The 19900-nt window shown below is 73.4% G+C and carries 13 protein-coding genes, 1 tRNA gene and 1 pseudogene; 10 read left to right on the plus strand and 5 right to left on the minus strand.

Annotation, left to right across the window (positions count from 1 at the left end; genetic code table 11):
* The first annotated feature begins 184 nt into the window (after positions 1-184).
* Positions 185-1145: pseudogene (locus ACN265_RS04340) on the plus strand (DNA polymerase domain-containing protein).
* A gap of 189 nt (positions 1146-1334) precedes the next feature.
* Here ACN265_RS04340 and ACN265_RS04345 read toward each other — a convergent pair.
* The 4 genes from ACN265_RS04345 to ACN265_RS04360 form a co-directional block, all read right to left on the minus strand.
* Positions 1335-1409: transfer RNA gene (locus ACN265_RS04345), tRNA-Arg, on the minus strand.
* Positions 1410-1625: 216 nt separating this feature from the next.
* The gene (locus ACN265_RS04350) at positions 1626-2321 is read right to left on the minus strand and encodes a winged helix-turn-helix domain-containing protein (RefSeq protein ID WP_421406100.1); all 696 of its coding nucleotides are present in this window, start codon (positions 2319-2321) and stop codon (positions 1626-1628) included.
* A gap of 185 nt (positions 2322-2506) precedes the next feature.
* Positions 2507-3172: a DUF305 domain-containing protein gene (locus tag ACN265_RS04355; protein WP_204926907.1), complete on the minus strand. Its 666-nt coding sequence runs from the start codon at positions 3170-3172 to the stop codon at positions 2507-2509.
* Positions 3173-3182: 10 nt separating this feature from the next.
* Positions 3183-3998 carry a DUF3105 domain-containing protein gene (locus ACN265_RS04360; RefSeq protein ID WP_204926911.1) on the minus strand — a complete coding sequence of 272 codons (816 nt, stop codon included), beginning with the start codon at positions 3996-3998 and terminating at the stop codon, positions 3183-3185.
* A 98-nt stretch (positions 3999-4096) separates the two neighbouring features.
* Between ACN265_RS04360 and argS the strand changes: the two genes are divergently transcribed.
* From argS to ACN265_RS04395, 7 genes are all read left to right on the plus strand, one after another.
* Positions 4097-5761 (plus strand): arginine--tRNA ligase, encoded by a 1665-nt coding sequence (argS, locus tag ACN265_RS04365; RefSeq protein ID WP_421406101.1) that lies wholly within the window; start codon positions 4097-4099, stop codon positions 5759-5761.
* A gap of 5 nt (positions 5762-5766) precedes the next feature.
* Complete coding sequence (lysA, locus tag ACN265_RS04370; protein ID WP_420116714.1) at positions 5767-7152, plus strand: diaminopimelate decarboxylase; 1386 nt, start codon at positions 5767-5769, stop codon at positions 7150-7152.
* Between the two features lie 8 nt (positions 7153-7160).
* Positions 7161-8474, plus strand: coding sequence for a homoserine dehydrogenase (locus ACN265_RS04375; protein ID WP_204926961.1), 1314 nt, complete (start codon positions 7161-7163; stop codon positions 8472-8474).
* A 114-nt stretch (positions 8475-8588) separates the two neighbouring features.
* Positions 8589-9638: a threonine synthase gene (thrC, locus tag ACN265_RS04380; protein WP_204926914.1), complete on the plus strand. Its 1050-nt coding sequence runs from the start codon at positions 8589-8591 to the stop codon at positions 9636-9638.
* Positions 9639-9831: 193 nt separating this feature from the next.
* On the plus strand, positions 9832-13104 hold the full coding sequence (locus ACN265_RS04385) for an efflux RND transporter permease subunit (RefSeq protein WP_421406102.1): 3273 nt from the start codon (positions 9832-9834) through the stop codon (positions 13102-13104).
* Between the two features lie 204 nt (positions 13105-13308).
* The gene (locus ACN265_RS04390; RefSeq protein WP_421406104.1) at positions 13309-14154 is read left to right on the plus strand and encodes a polysaccharide deacetylase family protein; all 846 of its coding nucleotides are present in this window, start codon (positions 13309-13311) and stop codon (positions 14152-14154) included.
* Between the two features lie 11 nt (positions 14155-14165).
* Positions 14166-15410: an MFS transporter gene (locus tag ACN265_RS04395; RefSeq protein WP_421406105.1), complete on the plus strand. Its 1245-nt coding sequence runs from the start codon at positions 14166-14168 to the stop codon at positions 15408-15410.
* Between the two features lie 19 nt (positions 15411-15429).
* Here ACN265_RS04395 and ACN265_RS04400 read toward each other — a convergent pair whose 3' ends face one another.
* Positions 15430-15978: a hypothetical protein gene (locus tag ACN265_RS04400; RefSeq protein ID WP_421406106.1), complete on the minus strand. Its 549-nt coding sequence runs from the start codon at positions 15976-15978 to the stop codon at positions 15430-15432.
* 107 nt (positions 15979-16085) lie between these two features.
* Here ACN265_RS04400 and thrB point away from each other — a divergent pair, with 107 nt between their 5' ends.
* Positions 16086-17030, plus strand: a complete 945-nt coding sequence (gene thrB / locus ACN265_RS04405; protein ID WP_204926919.1) for a homoserine kinase — start codon at positions 16086-16088, stop codon at positions 17028-17030.
* Positions 17031-17324: 294 nt separating this feature from the next.
* Positions 17325-19460 (plus strand): transcription termination factor Rho, encoded by a 2136-nt coding sequence (gene rho, locus ACN265_RS04410; RefSeq protein WP_421406107.1) that lies wholly within the window; start codon positions 17325-17327, stop codon positions 19458-19460.
* Positions 19461-19900: the final 440 nt, after the last annotated feature.

Raw genomic sequence — 19900 nt, forward strand, 5'->3', positions numbered from 1 at the left:
CCGCCCACCACCGGCGCACTCGGCGTCGTCCTGCTGCCCGCCGGTGCGGCCGTCGCTGTGTTCCCGGGACACGAGGGCTCTCCTTCCGCCGGTGTCATGGTCACAGACGGACACCTCGACGACGGGACCGGCCGTCGACCGTGTCGGGGTTGCGCCGGGCCGGCACGGCCGGGAGGGTGGGCGGATGGGTGGGGCGGAGGAGACGCGGGACGGGGTCGACCTGACCAACCTGGGCCAACCCTTGCTCGCCGGGAGCGACCTGACCAAGCGGGACCTGGTCGACTACCTCGACGCCGTACACGAGCGCATCCTGCCCGGCCTGCGCGCTGTCGGTGGTCCGGCTGCTGCGTGGGCAGGAGCCGTTCATGCAGAAGAACCTGCCGAAATACACCCCCGACTGGGTACGCCGCACCGCGATCTGGGCCGAGACCTCGCACCGCCAGGTGTCGTACGCGCTCTGCGACGACCGGCGCACCCTGCTCTGGTTCGCCAACCAGCGGGCGATCGAGTACCACCCGGCGCTGGTCACCGCGACCCGCCCCGAGCAGCCCACCCACCTCGTGCTCGACCTCGACCCGCCCGAGGGGGACGCCTTCCCCACGGTGGCCCGGGTCGCCGGGGCGGTCCGCCGCGCGCTGGCCGACGTCGGGCTGGCCGGAGCGGTGAAGACCAGCGGGGCCAAGGGGCTGCACGTCTTCGTACCGGTGCACCCGGACAGCACCGCCGAGGAGGTGGCCGCCGCGACCCGGGCGCTGGCCGTGCACACCGAGCGTCTCGACCCGCAGGCGGCGACCACCGCCTTCATCCGGGAGGACCGGGGCGGCCGGGTCTTCGTCGACCCCACCCGGGCCGGTGGGGCGACGGTGGTCGCCGCGTACAGCCCCCGGATGCGCCCCGGGCTGCCGGTCTCCTTCCCGGTGGCCTGGGACGACCTCGACCGGGTCACCCCCGGCGACTTCACCGTGCGGACCGTCCCGGCGATGCTCGGCGACCGCGACCCGTGGGCCGGGGCGATGCCCGCGCCGCAGCGCCTCCCCGCCGACCTGGTGGCCGAGGGGCGGACCATCCCGGTGCCCCGGGTGCAGGCCATGCACGAGGGAAAACGCCGCGCCAGAGCCCGCCGCCTGCCTCAGGATGGGCGGTGATCGACTCCCGTGGGCCGGTGTAGCGGCATCGCCGAGCCGAGACAGCGCCACGGGGGCGACTTTGAGTTGATCATCGCGGTGGCACAGACGGCCGCCACGGGCCGCCGACGGCCGGACATGGCCGGACACACGACGAAGGCCGCTGATCGGGTTTCCCCTGGTCAGCGGCCTTCTTGTGCTGGTCGTCCGTGGTGCCCCCGGCAGGATTCGAACCTGCGCCCCCGCCTCCGGAGGGCGGTGCTCTATCCCCTGAGCTACGGGGGCTCAGCGACCTGAGAAGAGTAGCAAACCCCCTCCGGGATCACCGAATCGCCACCCGGCACCCCTCGGCGCATCACGCTGACCTGCGTGATCATGAGGGGCGGGCCGGTGTCGACCGCGACGGCCGTCACCGGCGGCCGAGCGGATCGGCCGCCGGCCGGGCTGACCGCCACCGCCACCAGCCGGGCGGATCGAGGCCGGTGGCGGTGGCCGGGCCGGTCAGGCGGCGGCCAGGGTGCGCCCGCAGCTCGGCAGCGGGTGCAGGACGATGCGCCGGGGCAGCCGCCGGGGCCACTCGTTGCGGGGCCAGGAGCCGTCCACGATCAGGTGCACCGGGTGCTGGTCGGCGCCGCTGAGCCGGAGCACGAAATCGCGGGGCAGCGGCGGGTCCACGCTCGGCGTGGTGACCATGAACCGGACCCGGCCCCGGGAGGACACCGCCGAGATCACCTCTGCGGCGGGCATGGTGCCGAGCAGGCGTACCCGGCCGATCCAGTAGACCTCCGCGTCGTGTTCCTGGGCGGCCCGGGTGATAGTCGGGTACTCGCCGCGCACCCAGCGTTCGACCGCACCGACGCAGAGCCCGCAGGCCCGCTCGCGCGGTTCCCGGGGACCCAGCCCCCAGGCCCGCAGGTACGCCCCGACGGTGCCGGTGTCCATGGTGAGGTCGAAGCGGCGCTGGATCAGCGCGGCGAGGCTCTGGCGTGTCCAGAGTTCCTCGTCCAGCCCGAACCCGTCGGGGTGGACGCCGCGCAGTACGTCGATCAGTTCGAGTTCCTGTTGCCGGCTGAGCGCTCCCGACTCGCCCTGCCGGTGTCCGCGACGGGCGGCTGCCACCGCTCCGTCACCGCCGATGGTGTGGCGTCGGCACCAGCTGGTGACCGAGCGCCGCGCGTCTCTGAGTGCAACCCCCACGTCCTACGCAACGAGCACTAATCGCAACTGGTCACGATATGTGGGTAGAAACCTCTCGTAGGGCCTCAAAGGTGCGCAGCTCGCTAAAGATGCAAATCACCCATAACCTGCCATCGGGGTCGAAGAGCGCGTGGAGGCCCGCGTCCGCCGGGGCGGTACGCGGGCCTCCAGGAAGGTCGGGCGGGTCAGCCGCCCAGGCGCTTCAACGCGTTCTGCAGGTTGGTCAGGTCGGTCTGCTGGGTGTTCTTCATGATCTGCGCGACCTTGAGGACGTCGTCGTCGCTGCCGGCGTCGAGGATGCCCTGGATCATGTGGATGCCGCCGAGGTGATGCTTGATCATCATCTGGAGGAAGAGGACGTCCAGCTCGCGCCCCTGGGCGACACGCAGCTTGGCCATCTCCTCCGGCGTCGCCATGCCGGGCATCAGGCCGTTCTCGACCGTGGCCCCGTCGGGCATCCAGGCCATCCGGGGCTCGCTGCCGGTCGGGTCGAGCCCCCACGACCGCAGCCAGGTCTGCATAGTGCCGATCTCGCCCTGCTGGCCGGTGGCGATGTCGCCGCCGATCTGCCGTACCTCGGGGTCGGTGCCCCGGTCGAAGGCGATCAGCCCCATCTCGACCGCCTGGGCGTGGTGGGTGCTCATGTCCCGGGCGAAGCCGGCCTCCGCCGAGCTGTCGCCCGGCCGGGTCAACGTCGGGGTGAGCAGTCCGCCGGCGTACCCGAGGAGGAGGCCGACCACGACGGCGGCGGCCAGCGCGAGCACGCCGTAACGGCCGGCGGGCCGCCGGTCACCTGAGGAGGTGACCGGGGGCTCGACGGGCGGCGTGTCGGTCGTCGCGGGAGCGGTCATCGCCACGTCCTCACTGGGTGGGCTGCTGCTGTTGCTGCGGGAGGTTGTCGCGCGGGGCGGTGCCGGTGGCCGTGATGCCCTGACCGCAGTTGGCGTTCGGGCCCTCGACCGAGGCGTTCACCCGCAGCGTCTTGATGAACTCGTCGATCCGGCTGTCGTCGGCGTTGTCGACCTTGAGCTGGTAGCCCCACGCCTGGAGCGAGATCGGCTTGTCCAGCCCCTCGAACGGGCTGAGCATGGCCTTCTCGACACCCTGCACCTTGCTGCGGAGCTTGCTGACCTGGTCGGCCGGCAGGTCGGGGCGGTAGGTGATCCACACCGTGCCGTGCTCCAGGCTGTGCACCGCGTGCTCGTTGGCGATCGGGGCGTCGTAGACGTCACCCATGCAGTTCTGCCAGGCCGGGTTGTGCGGGCCGGCCACCGGCGGGAGCACGTCGTACTTGATCGCGCCCTGCTGGTGCTGGCCACCCTGGACGAGCTTGGGGTCCTTGTCCCGGAAGTCGACGATGCCGTCGATGTCGGCGGCCCGCTGCTCCCACGACTTCGAACCCTGGAAGGCCGCGTACGCGCCGTAGCCGATGATCGAGACGGCGAGCACGCCCACGGCGACGAACAGGGCGATCGGGCCCCAGGACCGGCCCTGGCTCACCTTCACCGGCGTGATCGGCTTGCGGGGGCCCTTACCGCCCGAGGTCTGCCGGGGCGCGCCCGCGGACTTGCCGCCCCCGGGCTTGGCGTCGGCCGCGGGCCGGCCGGCCGCCGGCTTCTTACCGGTGCTGACCACGGTCGGACGGCGCTGCGGGCCGCCCGGGGTGCTGATGCTCATCGTGCCTCGTCAGGTCGGTCGGTCAGGGGATCTGGCGGGCCGGGTGACGCTCAGGGTCGCCGCCGAGTGCCCGAGTCTACCCCCGATAACATGGTTCGGTGACTCCCGCAGAACTGGCCGAGGTCGTCCTCTCCGCAGCCCACGCCGTTTTCACCGAGCGTGGGCTCGACCCCGCCGCGCTCCCGGCGCACACGGCGGTGGAGCGACCGCGCAATCCCGACCACGGCGACTACGCCTCGACGCTGGCGCTCCAGCTCAGCAAGAAGGTGGGCGTCCCGCCCCGGGAGCTGGCCGCCGCGCTGGCCGACCAGCTCGGCCGGGCGGCCGGGATCAAGTCGGTGGAGATCGCCGGCCCCGGGTTCCTCAACATCCGGCTCGACGCCGCCGCCGCCGGCCAGCTCGCCCGGGTGATCGTCGAGGCCGGCGCGGAGTACGGCCGCAGCGACCGGCTCGCCGGCCAGCGGATCAACCTGGAGTTCGTCTCGGCGAACCCGACCGGCCCGGTGCACATCGGCGGGGTCCGCTGGGCGGCCGTCGGCGACGCGCTCAGCCGGCTGCTGCGGGCGACCGGCGCCGACGTCGGCACCGAGTACTACTTCAACGACGCCGGGTCGCAGATCGACCGGTTCGCCCGGTCGCTGCTCTGCGCGGCCAAGGGCGAGCCGGCCCCCGAGGACGGCTACGGCGGGGCGTACATCGCCGAGATCGCCGAGCAGGTCCGGGCGGTCCGGCCGGACGTGCTCGACCTGCCCGACGGCGAGGCCCAGGAGGTGTTCCGGGTCGAGGGCGTCACGCTGATGTTCGCCGAGATCAGGTCCTCGCTGCGCGGCTTCGGGGTGGAGTTCGACACCTACTTCAACGAGAAGGACCTGCACGACCGGGGCGAGCTGGACCTCGCCCTGGACCGGCTGCGCGCACAGGGCCACCTGTACGAGGCCGACGGGGCGACCTGGCTGCGCACCACCGACTTCGGCGACGACAAGGACCGGGTGCTGCGCAAGTCCAACGGCGAGTGGACCTACTTCGCCGCCGACTGCGCCTACTACCTGGACAAGCGGGAGCGCGGCTTCGAGCGGGTCGTGATCATGCTGGGTGCGGACCACCACGGCTACCTCGGGCGGATGAAGGCGATGTCCGCCTGCTTCGGCGACGACCCGGCGGTCAACCTGGAGATCCTCATCGGCCAGCTGGTCAACCTCGTCCGGGACGGCGTGCCGCTGCGGATGAGCAAGCGCGCCGGCACCGTGGTCACCCTGGAGGACCTGGTCGACGCGATCGGGGTGGACGCGTCCCGCTACGCGCTGGCCCGCTACTCCAGCGACTCGCCGATCGACATCGACGTCGAGCTGTGGACCCGGGCCACCCGGGACAACCCGGTCTACTACGTGCAGTACGTCGCCGCCCGGACGGCGAGCGTCGGCCGTAACGCCGCCGAGGTCGGCCTGAGTCGGGGCGACGGGGCCGGGTTCCACCCCGAGCTGCTCGACCACGACAAGGAGAACGAGCTGCTCAAGGCGCTCGCCGAGTTCCCCGCCGTGGTCGCCGCCGCAGCCGAGCTGCGCGAGCCGCACCGGGTCGCCCGCTACCTGGAGGACCTCGCCGGGGCGTACCACCGGTTCTACGACAACTGCCGGGTCCTGCCGCGCGGCGACGAGGAGGTCACCGACCTGCACCGGGCCCGGCTCTGGCTCAACGACGCCACCCGCACGGTGATCGCCAACGGGCTGCGCCTGCTCGGCGTCTCCGCCCCGGAGAGGATGTAGCCCTGATGCGTGCCCACGAAGCCGGTGCGATGCACGGCGACATCGGGGACCGGGGGCCGGGCTGGCTGCGTCCCCCGGCCGACGTCAACGCCCTGGTGCCGCAGCTCTGGCCGCGCCAGGTCGAGCGCGGCGCGGGCGGCGCGCTGACCGTCGCGGGTCTCGACGTCCGCGAGCTGGCCGCCGGGTACGGCACCCCGGCGTACGTCCTCGACGAGGACGACCTGCGCTCGCGCGCCCGGGACTTCCGGGACGCCTTCCCCGACGTGGACGTCTACTACGCCGGCAAGGCGTTCCTCTGCCGGGCGGTGGTCCGCATGATCGCCGAGGAGGGCCTGCACCTGGACGTCTGCTCCGGCGGCGAGCTGGCGACCGCGTTGTCGGCCGGGATGCCGGCGGAGCGGATCGGTTTCCACGGCAACAACAAGTCCGTCGCCGAGCTGACCCGGGCGCTGGACGCCGGGGTGGGGCGGATCATCCTCGACTCGTTCACCGAGATCGACCGGCTCACCGCGCTGGCCCGGGAGCGCGGGGTCCGCCCCGGCGTGCTGATCCGGGTCACCGTCGGGGTGGAGGCGCACACCCACGAGTTCATCGCCACCGCCCACGAGGACCAGAAGTTCGGTTTCTCGCTGGCCGGCGGGGCCGCCGCCGCAGCCGCCTTCAAGGTCATCGACGAGGGCGTGCTGGACCTGCGCGGGCTGCACTCGCACATCGGTTCGCAGATCTTCGACACCAGCGGCTTCGAGGTCTCCGCCCGCCGGGTGCTCGCCCTGCAGGCGCAGATCCGCGACGCCCGGGGGGTGGAGCTGCCCGAGCTGGACCTGGGCGGCGGCTTCGGCATCGCGTACACCACGCAGGACGACCCGTCGACCCCGGCGGAGCTGGCCAAGCGGCTCCGCAAGATCGTCGACTCGGAGTGCGCGGCGGAGAACCTGGCCGTCCCGCACCTGTCGATCGAGCCGGGCCGGGCCATCGTCGGCCCCGCCGTGTTCACCCTCTACGAGGTCGGCACCGTCAAGGACGTCGACGGGCTGCGCACGTACGTGAGCGTGGACGGCGGGATGAGCGACAACATCCGGACCGCGCTCTACGACGCGTCGTACTCGGCGACGCTGGCCGGCCGGGCCTCGACCGCCGAGCCGCTGCTGGCCCGCGTGGTGGGAAAGCACTGTGAGTCCGGGGACATCGTGGTGAAGGATGAATTCCTGCCCGCCGACGTGCAGCCCGGAGATCTTGTCGCGGTCCCCGGCACGGGGGCGTACTGCCGGAGCATGGCCAGTAACTACAACCATGTGCCCCGCCCCCCGGTGGTAGCGGTGCGTGACGGCCGAGCCCGGCTGATCGTACGGCGGGAGACCGAAGAAGACCTGCTCGCTTTGGATGTGGGATGACGTCACCTGTGCGCTTGGCCCTGCTCGGCTGCGGAACGGTCGGTAGCGAGGTGGTCCGGCTGCTGCACGAGCAGGCCGCCGACCTGGCCGCCCGGATCGGCGCTCCGCTGGAGATCGCCGGTATCGCCGTGCGCCGGCTCGGCCGGGACCGGGGTGACCTCCCCGTCGACCCGGCGCTGTTCACCACCGACCCGCTCGGCCTGATCAAACGCGACGACGTGGACGTCGTCGTCGAGGTGGTCGGCGGCATCGAGCCGGCGCGGAGCTGGCTGGTGGAGGCGCTGCGCGCCGGCAAGAGCGTGGTCACCGCCAACAAGGCGCTGCTCGCCGAGGACGGTGCCTCTCTGCACGACGCGGCGGCCGAGGGCGGGGCCGACCTCTACTACGAGGCGTCCGTCGCCGGGGCGATCCCGCTGCTGCGCCCGCTGCGCGAGTCGCTGCACGGCGACCGGATCAACCGGGTCACCGGCATCGTCAACGGCACCACCAACTTCATCCTCTCCGCGATGGACGCCACCGGCGCCGGCTTCGCCGAGGCGCTGGACGAGGCGACCGAGCTGGGGTATGCCGAGGCCGACCCGACCGCCGACGTGGAGGGCTTCGACGCCGCCGCGAAGGCCGCCATCCTGGCGTCGCTGGCCTTCCACACCCGGGTCACCGCCGCCGACGTGCACCGCGAGGGCATCACCGAGGTCACCGTCGCCGACATGGCCAGCGCCAAGGCGATGGGCTGCACCATCAAGCTGCTCTGCATCGCCGCCCGGGGCACCGACGCCGCCGGCCGGGAGACGGTCAGCGTCCGGGTGCACCCCGCGATGATCCCGCTGACCCACCCGCTGGCCAGCGTCGGCGACGCGTTCAACGCGGTCTTCGTCGAGGCCGAGGCGGCCGGGCAGCTGATGTTCTACGGCCGGGGGGCCGGTGGCGCGCCGACGGCCAGCGCGGTCCTCGGCGACGTGGTCGCGGTGTCCCGCAACCGGCTCGCCGGTGCCCACGCGGCCAGCGAGTCCGCCTACGCCGACCTGGCGGTCCGGCCGATGGGCGAGGCGCTGACCCGCTACCACATCAGTCTCGACGTGGTCGACCGGCCGGGGGTGCTCCAGGCGGTGGCCGGGGTGTTCGCCCGGCACGACGTGTCCATCGCCACCGTCCGGCAGGGGCCGGCCGGCGGCGGCCCGGCCGGCCGTGGCGAGGACGCCGACCTGGTCATCGTCACCCACGTCGCCCCGGACGCCGCGCTCGCCGCGACGGTGGGGGAGCTGCGCGGGCTGGACATCGTCCGGTCGGTGGCCAGTGTGCTGCGGGTCGAGGGCGGGGCATGACCGGGCGTCTCGCCTGATGGTTATCGACGGGTGTGCCGGGGCCCGGTCGACGAGGCTGGTCCAGGCTGGCAGGGGCCCCGGCACGACCGGGGCGGCAGAGGCGAGGAGAGCGACATGTGGCGGGGCCTGATCGAGACGTACCGGGACCGGCTGCCGGTCACCGACGCCACGCCCGTGGTCACCCTGCACGAGGGGAACACCCCGCTGCTGCCCGCGCCGGCGCTCTCGGCCCGGCTCGGCGCGGACGTCTACCTCAAGGTCGAGGGGGCCAACCCGACCGGCTCGTTCAAGGACCGCGGCATGACCGTCGCCGTCTCCAAGGCCGTCGAGGCCGGCGACAAGGCGATCATCTGCGCCTCCACCGGCAACACCAGCGCCTCCGCCGCCGCGTACGCGGCCCGCGCCGGGATCACCTGCGCGGTGCTGGTGCCGCAGGGCAAGATCGCGCTGGGCAAGCTGGCCCAGGCGCTCGTGCACGGGGCCAAGCTGCTCCAGGTGCAGGGCAACTTCGACGACTGCCTGGCGTTGGCCTCCAAGCTCGCCCAGGACTTCCCGGTGGCCCTGGTCAACTCGGTCAACCCGGACCGGCTGCACGGCCAGAAGACGGCCGCCTTCGAGATCGTCGAGGCGCTCGGTGACGCCCCCGACATCCACTGCCTGCCGGTCGGCAACGCCGGCAACATCTCCGCCTACTGGATGGGCTACTCGGAGGACCTGCGGGACGGCAACGCCACCCGCGCCCCGAAGATGTACGGCTTCCAGGCCGCCGGGGCGGCCCCGATCGTCAACGGCCAGGTGGTGCCGGAGCCGTCGACGATCGCCACCGCCATCCGGATCGGCAACCCGGCGAGCTGGACCAAGGCGCTCGACGCCCGGGACGCCTCGCAGGGCCTGATCGCCGCGGTGACCGACCGGGAGATCCTGGCGGCGTACCGGCTGCTGGCCCGGGAGGTGGGGGTCTTCGTCGAGCTGGGCAGCGCGGCCAGCGTGGCGGGTCTGCTCCAGCAGGGGGCCGAGGGTCGGGTGCCGGCCGGGGCGACGGTGGTCTGCACGGTCACCGGCCACGGCCTGAAGGACCCGGAGTGGGCGATCTCCACCGCGCCCGCCCCGATCACCATCGCCAACGACGCCCTGACCGCCGCCCGCTCGCTCGACCTGGCCTGATCCCGACCCCGCCCCGGGCGGCGGTGCCGGCCCCGTGCCGTCCCCGTCGACCCGGCCGGCGGTGCCGGCGCCCCGTGCCGTCCCCGTCCCCGTCGACTCGGCCGGCGGGTGACCACCCCGTTACGGGTAGGGAATACCGGGTCGGGCAGACTTTCCCCACGCCCATCCCCTCTCCCAGGAGTGAGCCACGCCGATGTCGCTGCTCGCCAGATCCAGCCTCGCCAACCGGGGGCTCGTCGCCCTGATCGCGGTGGTGACCGCGGCGTTCGGGGCGTTCACCGTCCCCTCGCTCAAGCAGCAGTTGCTGCCCTCGCTGGAGTTCCCCGGCGCGTTCGTCGTCGCGGTCTACCCGGGCGCCTCGCCGGAGATCGTCGAGGCGCAGGTGACCGAGCCGATCGAGAACAGCCTCCAGAGCATCCCCGGGCTGGAGAAGGTCACCTCCACCTCGCGGGAGGGGTCGGCGACGATCGCCGTGGAGTTCGTCTTCGGCACCGACGTCGACGACGTGGCCAACAAGATGCAGACCGCGCTGAGCCGGGTCGACGCACAGCTGCCCGACGACGTGGACCCGCAGGTCATCACCGGCAGCACCGACGACCTGCCGGCCGTGGTGCTGGCCGCCACCGGCGGCGGTGACGAGCAGGCGCTCGCCGCCAAGCTGCGCGACACGGTGGTCCCCGAGCTGGAGGGGATCGACGGGGTCCGCACGGTCGCTGTCACCGGCACCCGCGAGCAGGTCGTGACGATCGTGCCGGACCCGGCGAAGTTCGCCGCCGCCAAGCTGAGCCCGACCGCGATCGCCACCGCGCTGAAGTCCAACGGCGTCGCCGTCCCGGCCGGCGCGGTCGTCGACGGCACCACCGCGCTGCCGGTGCAGGTGGGCGCCCCGGTCACCACCCTCGACCAGTTGCGGGGCATCGCCCTCACCCCGACCGCCCCGAAGGCCGCCCCGGTCCGGCTCGGTGACGTGGCGACCGTCGAGCAGCAGCTCGCCCCGGCCACCGCCATCACCCGCACCAACGGCAAGGAGAGCATCGGGGTCCAGATCACGGCCGCGCAGGACGGCAACGCCGTACGGATCTCGCACGACATCCGGGACCGGCTGGACGACCTGCGGTCCGCCTCGGGCGCCGAGCTGACCATCGTGTTCGACCAGGCCCCGTTCGTCGAGAAGTCGATCGAGAGCCTGACCACCGAGGGGCTGCTCGGCCTGCTGATGGCGGTCGTGGTGATCCTGGTGTTCCTGCTGTCGGTCCGGTCCACCCTGGTCACCGCGGTGTCCATCCCGCTGTCGGTGGTGGTGGCGCTGCTCGCCCTCTGGGCCGGCGACTACTCGCTCAACCTGCTCACCCTGGGCGCGCTCACCATCGCGGTCGGGCGGGTGGTCGACGACTCGATCGTGGTGTTGGAGAACATCAAACGCCACCTGGAGTACGGCGAACCCAAGCGGGACGCGATCGTCACCGCCGTCCGCGAGGTGGCCGGGGCGGTGACCGCGTCGACGCTCACCACGGTCGCGGTGTTCGCGCCGATCGCGCTGGTGGGCGGGTTCGTCGGGCAGCTCTTCGCCCCGTTCGCGATCACCGTGACGGTGGCCCTGCTCGCCTCGTTGCTGGTGTCGCTGACGGTGATCCCGGTGCTGGCGTACTGGTTCCTCAAGCCGCCGCGTGACGGGGCGGACGAGGCGGTGCGTCGGGCCGCCGAGGCCAAGGAGTTGCGCAGCCCGTTGCAGCGGGCGTACCTGCCGGCGATCGGGTTCGCCACCCGGACCCGTGGGACCCGGTGGATCACCGTGGCGGTGGGCATCCTGCTGCTGTTCGGCACCTTCGGGCTGGCCCAGAAGCTGGAGACCAACTTCCTCGACGACTCGGGCCAGGACACCCTGAGCATCAGCCAGAAGCTGCCGGCCGGGTCCGGGCTGGCCGCCACCGACGAGGCCGCCCGCCTGGTCGAGGGGGTGCTGGCGCGTACCGACGGGGTCGAGACCTACCAGGTGAGCGCGGGCGGCAACGACCAGCCGTGGCTGGCCGGCGGCGGCAACAACACCGCCCGCTGGTCGGTGGCGCTCGGTGGCGACACCGACGCCAAGGAGATGAAGGAGGTCCTGCGCCGCGAGTTCGACCGGCTCGGTGCCGGGGCCGGCGAGTTGAGCTTCGACAACGGGCAGGGCGGCACCTCGGGCAGTCAGTTGGAGGTGGTCGTCCAGGCTGCCGACACCGACACCCTGAACCGGGCCGCCGACCAGGTCCGGGCCGCGATGGCCGGCACCCCCGGCGTCGAGGACGTCGCCACCAGCCTGGCCGACCGGGTGCCCCGGGTCGACGTGACCGTCGACCGGCTGGCCGCGGCCCGGGTGGGGCTCAGCGAGGCGGCGGTCGGGCAGTTGGTGTCGCAGGCGTACCGGGGCAGCCCGCTGGGTCGGGTCACCCTCGACGGCGGGCAGCAGGACGTGGTGCTGCGGACGACGGCGGCCCCGCCGCTGACCGAGGAGCAGTTGCGGGCGCTGCCGGTGGGCCCGGTGAAGCTGGACGACATCGCCGACGTCACCCGGGGCGAGGGGCCGCAGCAGATCACCCGGATCGACGGTGAGCGCAGCGTCTCGGTGACCGGCACGGCCACCGGCTCCAACCTCGGCGCGACCACGACCGAGCTGAAGAAGCGGTTGGACGACGTGGACGTGCCGGGGGCGACGATCGCCGTGGGTGGCGCGAGCGCCCAGCAGGAGGACGCCTTCGGTGATCTGGGCCTGGCCGTGCTGGCGGCGATCGCGATCGTCTTCCTGATCATGGTGGCGACGTTCCGGAGCATCACCCAGGCGCTGATCCTGCTGATCTCCATCCCGTTCGCGGCGACCGGCGCGATCGGCCTGCTGCTGGTCACCGGGACCCCGCTGGGTGTGCCGGCGCTGATCGGCGTGCTCATGCTGGTCGGCATCGTGGTGACCAACGCGATCGTGCTGCTGGATCTGATCAACCAGTACCGGGCGCAGGGGATGGGCATCACCGAGGCGGTGGTCGAGGGCGGCCGGCGTCGGCTCCGGCCGATCCTGATGACGGCGGTGGCGACGATCTTCGCGCTGCTGCCGATGGCCTTCGGGCTGACCGGCGAGGGCGGCTTCATCTCTCAGCCGCTCGCGGTGGTGGTGATCGGTGGCCTGCTCAGCTCGACCCTGCTCACCCTGGTCCTGGTGCCGACCCTCTACACGATGGTGGAACGCACCAAGGAGTCGCTGCGCGAGCGGCGGGCCGGTCGGCGGGGGCGGACCTCCGACGGGGACGGCTCCACCGCGACGCCCGCCGAGCCGGACGCCGAGGTGCCGGTGCCGGTGGGTGCCCCGGCGGCCGACGCGTCGGGCGAACCACCGTCCCGGCCGGCCCCGTCGGCCGCGCTGGTGGACGGCACCGACCAGTTCGAGGTGCTGCGGCTGCCCAAGAGCCGCCGGTCGCCGCTGCCGCCGAGCGAGTAGGCCCTCCCGGCCGCGTACGCAGTGGCCACCCCCGACCCGCCGCGACCGGGTCGGGGGAGGGCCGCCGTCGTGCCACGACGCGCCCCCGGTCCGGGGTCACCGGGCCGGGGGCGCGTCGCGTCGCACCCGGGACAGCGGGCCGAACACCGGGTACGGTCACCCCGTGGTCCTCTACCGTCGGTCATCGTCGATCCACCCTGGGTGATGGGCATCGATCGGGCTGAGCCGGCCGAACCGGGCGGCAGGCGGTGGGACCGGCGGCGCGTGCTGGGCGGTGGGGCGCTGCTGGCCGGGGGTGTCGCGCTGGGGGCCGCCGGCATGTCCCAGGGCACCCGGCTGGCCGACCGGCACCTGCCGCTGTCCGGCGGCCCGGCCAGCGCCACCGTCGGCAACCGGCGGCAGGACGTCGGCTCGGGCGGGCTCCAGGTGGTCTGGCACGTCCCGACCACGCGACCGCTGGTGGCGTTGACCTTCGACGACGGCCCGCTGCCGCGGTGGACGCCGAGCGTCCTGGACACTCTGGACAGGCACGCGGTGCCGGCGACCTTCTTCCTGGTCGGGGAGCGGGTGCGCCGGCACGCCGGGCTGATCCGGGGGCGGCTGGCCCGGCACGAGGTGGGCAACCACAGTTGGCGGCACCGGGACCTGGCGCGGTCGGCCGCCGAGGCCGTGCACGACGACCTGCGGCGGTCGCACGAGGCCATCGCCGAGGTCACCGGGACGCCACCCCGGCTGCTCCGCCCCCCGTACGGGCACCTGGGCGGCGGGGTGCTGCACGCCGCCGTACGCCTCGACTACCGGGTCGTGCTCTGGTCGTTGCAGATGGTGGAGGGGGAGTACCCGGACGACCCGGCGGGGCACGCCCGGCGGATCGTGTCCGACGTGGTGCCGGGCACCATCCTGCTCGCCCACGACGCGGGCCCGGAGAACCGTCAGGTGGCGCTGCGCGGGCTGGACACGATGATCACCGGCCTGCGGGTCCGGGGCTACACCTTCGTCACGGTCTCCGAGCTGCTGGCCCACCCGACCGGCTCCCGCACCGGGGGGTAGGGTCCGGGCACGTGTCCTCTCCGCTCTCCGTCCTCGCCCGCAACCGGGACTTCCGCAATCTCTTTCTCGCCGAGCTGGTGGTCTTCGGTGCCGACTGGTTCGTCATGGTGCCGCTGCTGGTGCTGCTGCCGGAGCTGACCGGCAGCGGGGTGTGGGGCGCCCTGGTGCTGGCGCTGGACACCGGGGTGCTGGCGCTGCTGCTGCCGTACACCGGGACCATCGCCGACCGGTTCGACCGCCGGAAGGTCATGATGGCCGCGAACGGCGTGACGCTGCTCGGCGTGCTGCTGCTGCTCGGTGTCCGCGACGCCGGGACGGCCTGGCTGGCCATGGTGGCGATCACGGCGGTGGCGGTCGGCAAGGCGTTCTACTCGCCGGCCGCGCAGGCCGCCCTGCCCAACGTGCTCGATCCGGCCGACCTGGCCGTCGGCAACGCCGTCGCCGGCTCCGCCTGGGGGACGATGACCGTGGTCGGGGCGTCCCTCGGTGGCGTGCTGACCGCGGCCGTCGGGCCGTACGCCTGCTTCTGGGTGGGGGTGGTCGGCCTGGTGGCGGCGGCGGGCCTGGCGGCGCTGATCCGCCGGCCGTTGCAGGCGGCCCGGGAGGCCGACCGGTCGACGCCGCGCACCTGGACGGCGATCCGCGAGGCGTTGGGCCACATCCGGCACCGGCCCCGGGTGCTGGCGCTGGTGACGGTGAAGTCGGCGGTGGGGCTGGGCAACGGCGTGTTGACCGTCTTCCCCCTGCTGGCCGCCGTGTACGGGGCGGGGCCGGTCGGCACCGGTCTGCTGTTCGCGGCACGCGGGGCGGGGGCGCTGGTGGGGCCGATCCTGATGAGCCGGGTGCTGACCAACCGGGCCTGGCTGCTGCCCGGCCTGGCCCTGTCGATGTCGCTGTACGGGCTGGCCTACCTGGGCGCGGCGGTGGCGAGCTGGTTCCCGCTGGTGCTGCTGCTGGTCTTCGTGGCGCACTTCGGCGGCGGCAGCAACTGGGTGCTGTCGAACTTCGCCCTGCAGGGCGAGGTGCCCGACCGGCTGCGCGGGCGGGTGTTCGCCACCGACATGATGCTGGCGACCCTGGCGATCTCGGTCAGTCAGCTGGTGGTGGCCGGCGTGGTCGACCTGGTCGACGAGCGGGTGGTGCTGGCCGGCTGCGGCCTGGTCACCGTCGTGTACGCGGTGGGCTGGCGGATCGCCACCCGCCGGCTCTCGCTCACCGACCCGGCCACCAGGGGCGACCCGCTGACCGCCCGCTGACGACGGCGGGCGGGGCGGCTCAGTCGGCGCGGTCACCCTGCGGCGGAGCGGCCGGCGGGGGGTCGGCCTGCGGCGGGGCGGCCGGCGGGTGGTCGCTCCCGCCCCACGCGCCCCGACCCGGGTGCTCCGCGGCCTGACCGGCGGCGTAGCCGGGCGGCGGGCCACCGGGGTGCCCGGTCGGGGGGCCACCGGCCGGCGGCGTCCAGGTGCCCCACGGCTGACCGGGCGCGGGGGCCGGGGGCGCGGCGCGGCGGCCGACGAAGACGGCGGCGACGATGAGGCCCAGGCCGATCGGGTAGCCGATCCAGCCGACCGCGCTGACGGCGAGGCTCCACAACTGGTACTGGCGGATCCCGCCGGAGCGGATCAGGTCCGGCAGGGCCGCGACCCAGGCGGTGGTGAGCAGTTCCAGCAGCAGCAGGACGACGGCTCCGGCGAGCAGGAACGACCGGGACCGGCCGGGCAGCCGGCGGCCGGCGGTGGCGGCGAGCACCAGGACGGTGAGCAGGGTCAGCAGGATGGGCAGGTGCCCCAGCACCTGGGTGAGCCGGTAACCGAGCATTGCCACGTCGCCTCCCGACCGGTCGATGGATCGGCGTCAGGCTAGCCGAGCTGATCCAGTTCCACCGTCCGGGCGAGGCGGTCCCCGTCGGTCCCGGGCCCTAGCATGATCCCGTGCCGACGACTTTCACCTCCGGGCCGGTGCGGGTGCGGGTGCCCGCGACCAGCGCCAACCTGGGCCCCGGGTTCGACGCCCTCGGGCTCGCCCTCGCCCTGCACGACGACGTGGCCGCCGAGGTGACCCCGGACGGCGTCCGGGTGGCGGTGACCGGCGAGGGTGCCGGCGACCTGCCGCCGGACGACCGGCACCTGGTGGTCGTGGCCATGCGGGCGGCCTTCGACCTGCTCGGCGCGCAGCCGCCGGGGCTGGCCCTGGAGTGCGTGAACCGGATTCCGCAGGCCCGGGGCCTGGGTTCCTCCTCGGCGGCGATCGTGGCGGGGGTGCTGCTGGCCCGGGGGCTGGTCACCGACGGCGCGCAGCGGCTCGACGACGCCGCGGTGCTGCGGCTGGCCGCCGAGATCGAGGGGCATCCGGACAATGTCGCGCCGTGCCTGCTCGGCGGGTTCACCGTCGCCTGGACGGAGCCGACCGGTGGCCGGGCGGTTTCGCTGCCGGTCGCGGCCGGGGTCTCGCCCACCGTCTTCGTGCCGGCCGTGCGGGGGCTGACGGCCACCGCGCGGGCGGCGTTGCCGGCGACGGTGCCGCACGGGGACGCGGCGTTGAACGCGGGCCGGTCGGCGTTGCTGGTGCACGCGTTGACCGCCGCTCCGGAGCTGCTGCTGCCGGCAACGGTCGACCGGCTGCACCAGGACTACCGCGCGGCGGGGATGCCAACGACCGCCGCCCTGGTCAGCGAGTTGCGTGCGGCCGGTGTGGCGGCCGTGGTCAGTGGGGCGGGCCCGACGGTGCTGGCGTTCACCGCGCCGCCCGACGGGTTCGACCCGGGAACAGAATGGGAAGTCTGGCGGTTGCCGGTAGAGGCGCGCGGAGCGACGCTCGCACAGGGTAGACTTGGACACGCCGAGCGGGACCCTGTTGCCGCAGGTCGGAAGAGTTGATTACGCTCTAGACTCAGCACAGCCGCGAAGCACGCGATCTCTCTGCGGGTCGGCGCACCCCGAAGCTCTCGGCGGTCAGCCCGTCACCCCTGCCAAGGCCCACGCCGCACCGCAGTTTCCGCAGGTCGCCGCAGACGGCGAGACCTGCTCACCGACGTTGGTGAGTTGGGAAACCGCCCGGCTGCTGTGCCACAGACTCCCGCGACGCGTCATGCGAGGCGGGTGCACCGAGGCCGCCCGGCCACCTTGCTTGTCGATCCCGGGCAGTCCCGGCCTATCGAGGGAAGGAATCCATTGAGCGACACCACCGACGTGACGTCGGATGTTTCCAACGTCGCTGGCGATGCCACCACCGCCGCCCCCGCCCGCCGTCGGCGCAGCGGTACCGGTCTGTCGGCGATGCTGCTGCCGGAGCTGCAGAGCCTGGCCGCGTCGCTCGGCATCTCCGGGACTGCTCGCATGCGCAAGGGCGAGCTGATCAGCGCGATCTCCGAGCGGCAGCAGGGCGGCGCCGCGACCGGCACCCCTCGACCGCGGGCCGAGGTGGCGGCTGCGGCCGCTCCCGTCCGGGAGGAGGTGCACGCCGAGGTGACCCCGGAGCGTGCCGCGGAGCCGGTGCCGGCCACCCCTGCCGCCACCACCGAGCCCGAGACCCGGACCCGGACCCGGCGCAGCCGGGCCAGCACCGCCGAGTCGCGGCCGGCCGCCGAGGCACGGGCCGTCGAGCCCCGCACCGAGGAGCCGCCGGCCGAGGCCGCCGAGCGTCCCGAGCGGGCCGAGGGTCGTACCGGCCGGGACCGTGGCGAGCGCACCGGGACCGAGCGGGCCGCCAACGAGCGGACCGGCGGTGACCGGGCCGAGCGGGCCGGTAACGACCGGGCCGAGCGGACGGACAACGACCGTACCGGCCGCAACGACCGGGCCGAGCGCGCCGACCGGGGCGAGCGCGCCGACCGGGCCGGTAACGACCGGGCGGAGCGGGCGGGCAACGACCGGGGTGAGCGGGCCGACCGGGCCGGTAACGACCGGGCGGAGCGGACGGACCGTAACGACCGGGCCGACCGCAACGACCGGGGTGAGCGGGCCGACCGCAACGACCGGGGCGACCGCTCGGGCGAGCGCGGTCAGCGAGACAACCGCGACAACCGGGACGACTCCGACGACGACGACAACGGTGGCCGGCGGGGCCGGCGCAGCCGGTTCCGGGACCGTCGGCGGGGCCGGGGCGACCGGGCCGAGGGCGGCAACGACACCGGCGGTGGCCGGGAGCCGCAGGTCGGCGACGACGAGGTCCTGGTTCCGGTGGCCGGCATCATCGACGTGCTCGACAACTACGCCTTCGTACGGACCACCGGCTATCTGGCCGGCCCGAACGACGTCTACGTCTCCATGTCGCAGATCAAGAAGTACGGCCTGCGCCGGGGCGACGCGATCACCGGTGCCGTCCGGGCCGCCCGGGACAACAGCGCCAGCGGCGACCAGCGGCGGGACAAGTACAACCCGCTGGTGCGGCTGGACACCATCAACGGCATGGAGCCGGACGAGGCCCGCCGTCGTCCCGAGTTCTACAAGCTCACCCCGCTGTACCCGCAGGAGCGGTTGCGGCTGGAGACCGAGCCGCACATCCTGACCACCCGGGTGATCGACCTGGTGATGCCGTTGGGCAAGGGGCAGCGGGCGCTGATCGTGTCGCCGCCCAAGGCCGGTAAGACCATGGTGCTCCAGGCGATCGCGAACGCGATCACGCACAACAACCCGGAGTGCCACCTGATGGTGGTGCTGGTCGACGAGCGGCCCGAAGAGGTCACCGACATGCAGCGGTCGGTGAAGGGCGAGGTCATCGCGGCCACGTTCGACCGTCCGCCGCAGGACCACACCACGGTCGCCGAGTTGGCGATCGAGCGGGCCAAGCGCCTGGTCGAGCTGGGGCACGACGTGGTCGTGCTGCTCGACTCGGTGACCCGGCTCGGCCGGTCGTACAACCTGGCGGCGCCGGCCTCCGGCCGGATCATGTCCGGTGGTATCGACTCGACGGCGCTCTACCCGCCGAAGCGGTTCCTGGGTGCGGCCCGCAACATCGAGAACGGTGGCTCGCTGACCATCCTCGCCACCGCGCTGGTGGAGACCGGCTCGATGGCGGACACGGTCATCTTCGAGGAGTTCAAGGGCACCGGCAACGCGGAGTTGAAGCTCGACCGGAAGATCGCCGACAAGCGCACCTTCCCGGCCGTGGACGTCAGCGCCTCGGGCACCCGCAAGGAGGAGATCCTGCTCGCGCCGGAGGAGCTGGCCATCATCCACAAGCTCCGCAAGGTGCTGCACTCGCTGGACTCTCAGGCGGCGCTGGACCTGCTGCTCGACCGGCTCAAGCAGTCCCGCACCAACATCGAGTTCCTGATGCAGATCGCCAAGTCGACACCGGGGGAGTGACCCGCTCCGGGTGAGACCGCCACGAAGGGCACGGCCGCAGCGGCCGTGCCCTTCGTCGTACCCGGGAAATGCGGTTCTGGACTTTTCTTTCGATGGGCCGGGCAGCTCTTGAAAATTCTGTGCGTGTCCGGGTTGACTGGGGGTGAGCGGGTCCCGGCCGAGCGGGCCGGGGCCGGCCACCGACGGGCGGCGGAGGAAACCTGGGGAGGCGTCCGCCGCCCGGCGGACCCGCCGGGTGGGCTTCTGAACCTGGGGGAGGAGCCCGCCCGGTCCGGTCCGTCCGCCGGGCGAGGAATGCGGGCCGTGAGCGGCGGGAATGCGGGTGCCGGGACGGGCGTTACCACTGCCGGACCGATCGTGCGGCCCGCCCGTCGGGTCGGCTCACGCCCATGGCACACTGGTCAATCGGCCACCGGTTCCGGTTCACGCCCGAGTCCGTC

The sequence above is a fragment of the Micromonospora sp. WMMD730 genome (assembly GCF_049178955.1).
GTDB classification, from domain to species: domain Bacteria; phylum Actinomycetota; class Actinomycetes; order Mycobacteriales; family Micromonosporaceae; genus Micromonospora; species Micromonospora wenchangensis.

Bases quoted from the DNA above. Each gene is read 5' to 3' on its own strand.
- ACN265_RS04385 (WP_421406102.1), top strand. From the start codon at position 9,832: ATGTCGCTGCTCGCCAGATCCAGCCTCGCCAACCGGGGGCTCGTCGCC.
- ACN265_RS04355 (WP_204926907.1), bottom strand. From the start codon at position 3,172: ATGACCGCTCCCGCGACGACCGACACGCCGCCCGTCGAGCCCCCGGTC.
- thrC (WP_204926914.1), top strand. From the start codon at position 8,589: ATGTGGCGGGGCCTGATCGAGACGTACCGGGACCGGCTGCCGGTCACC.
- lysA (WP_420116714.1), top strand. From the start codon at position 5,767: ATGCGTGCCCACGAAGCCGGTGCGATGCACGGCGACATCGGGGACCGG.
- ACN265_RS04390 (WP_421406104.1), top strand. From the start codon at position 13,309: ATGGGCATCGATCGGGCTGAGCCGGCCGAACCGGGCGGCAGGCGGTGG.
- ACN265_RS04360 (WP_204926911.1), bottom strand. From the start codon at position 3,998: ATGAGCATCAGCACCCCGGGCGGCCCGCAGCGCCGTCCGACCGTGGTC.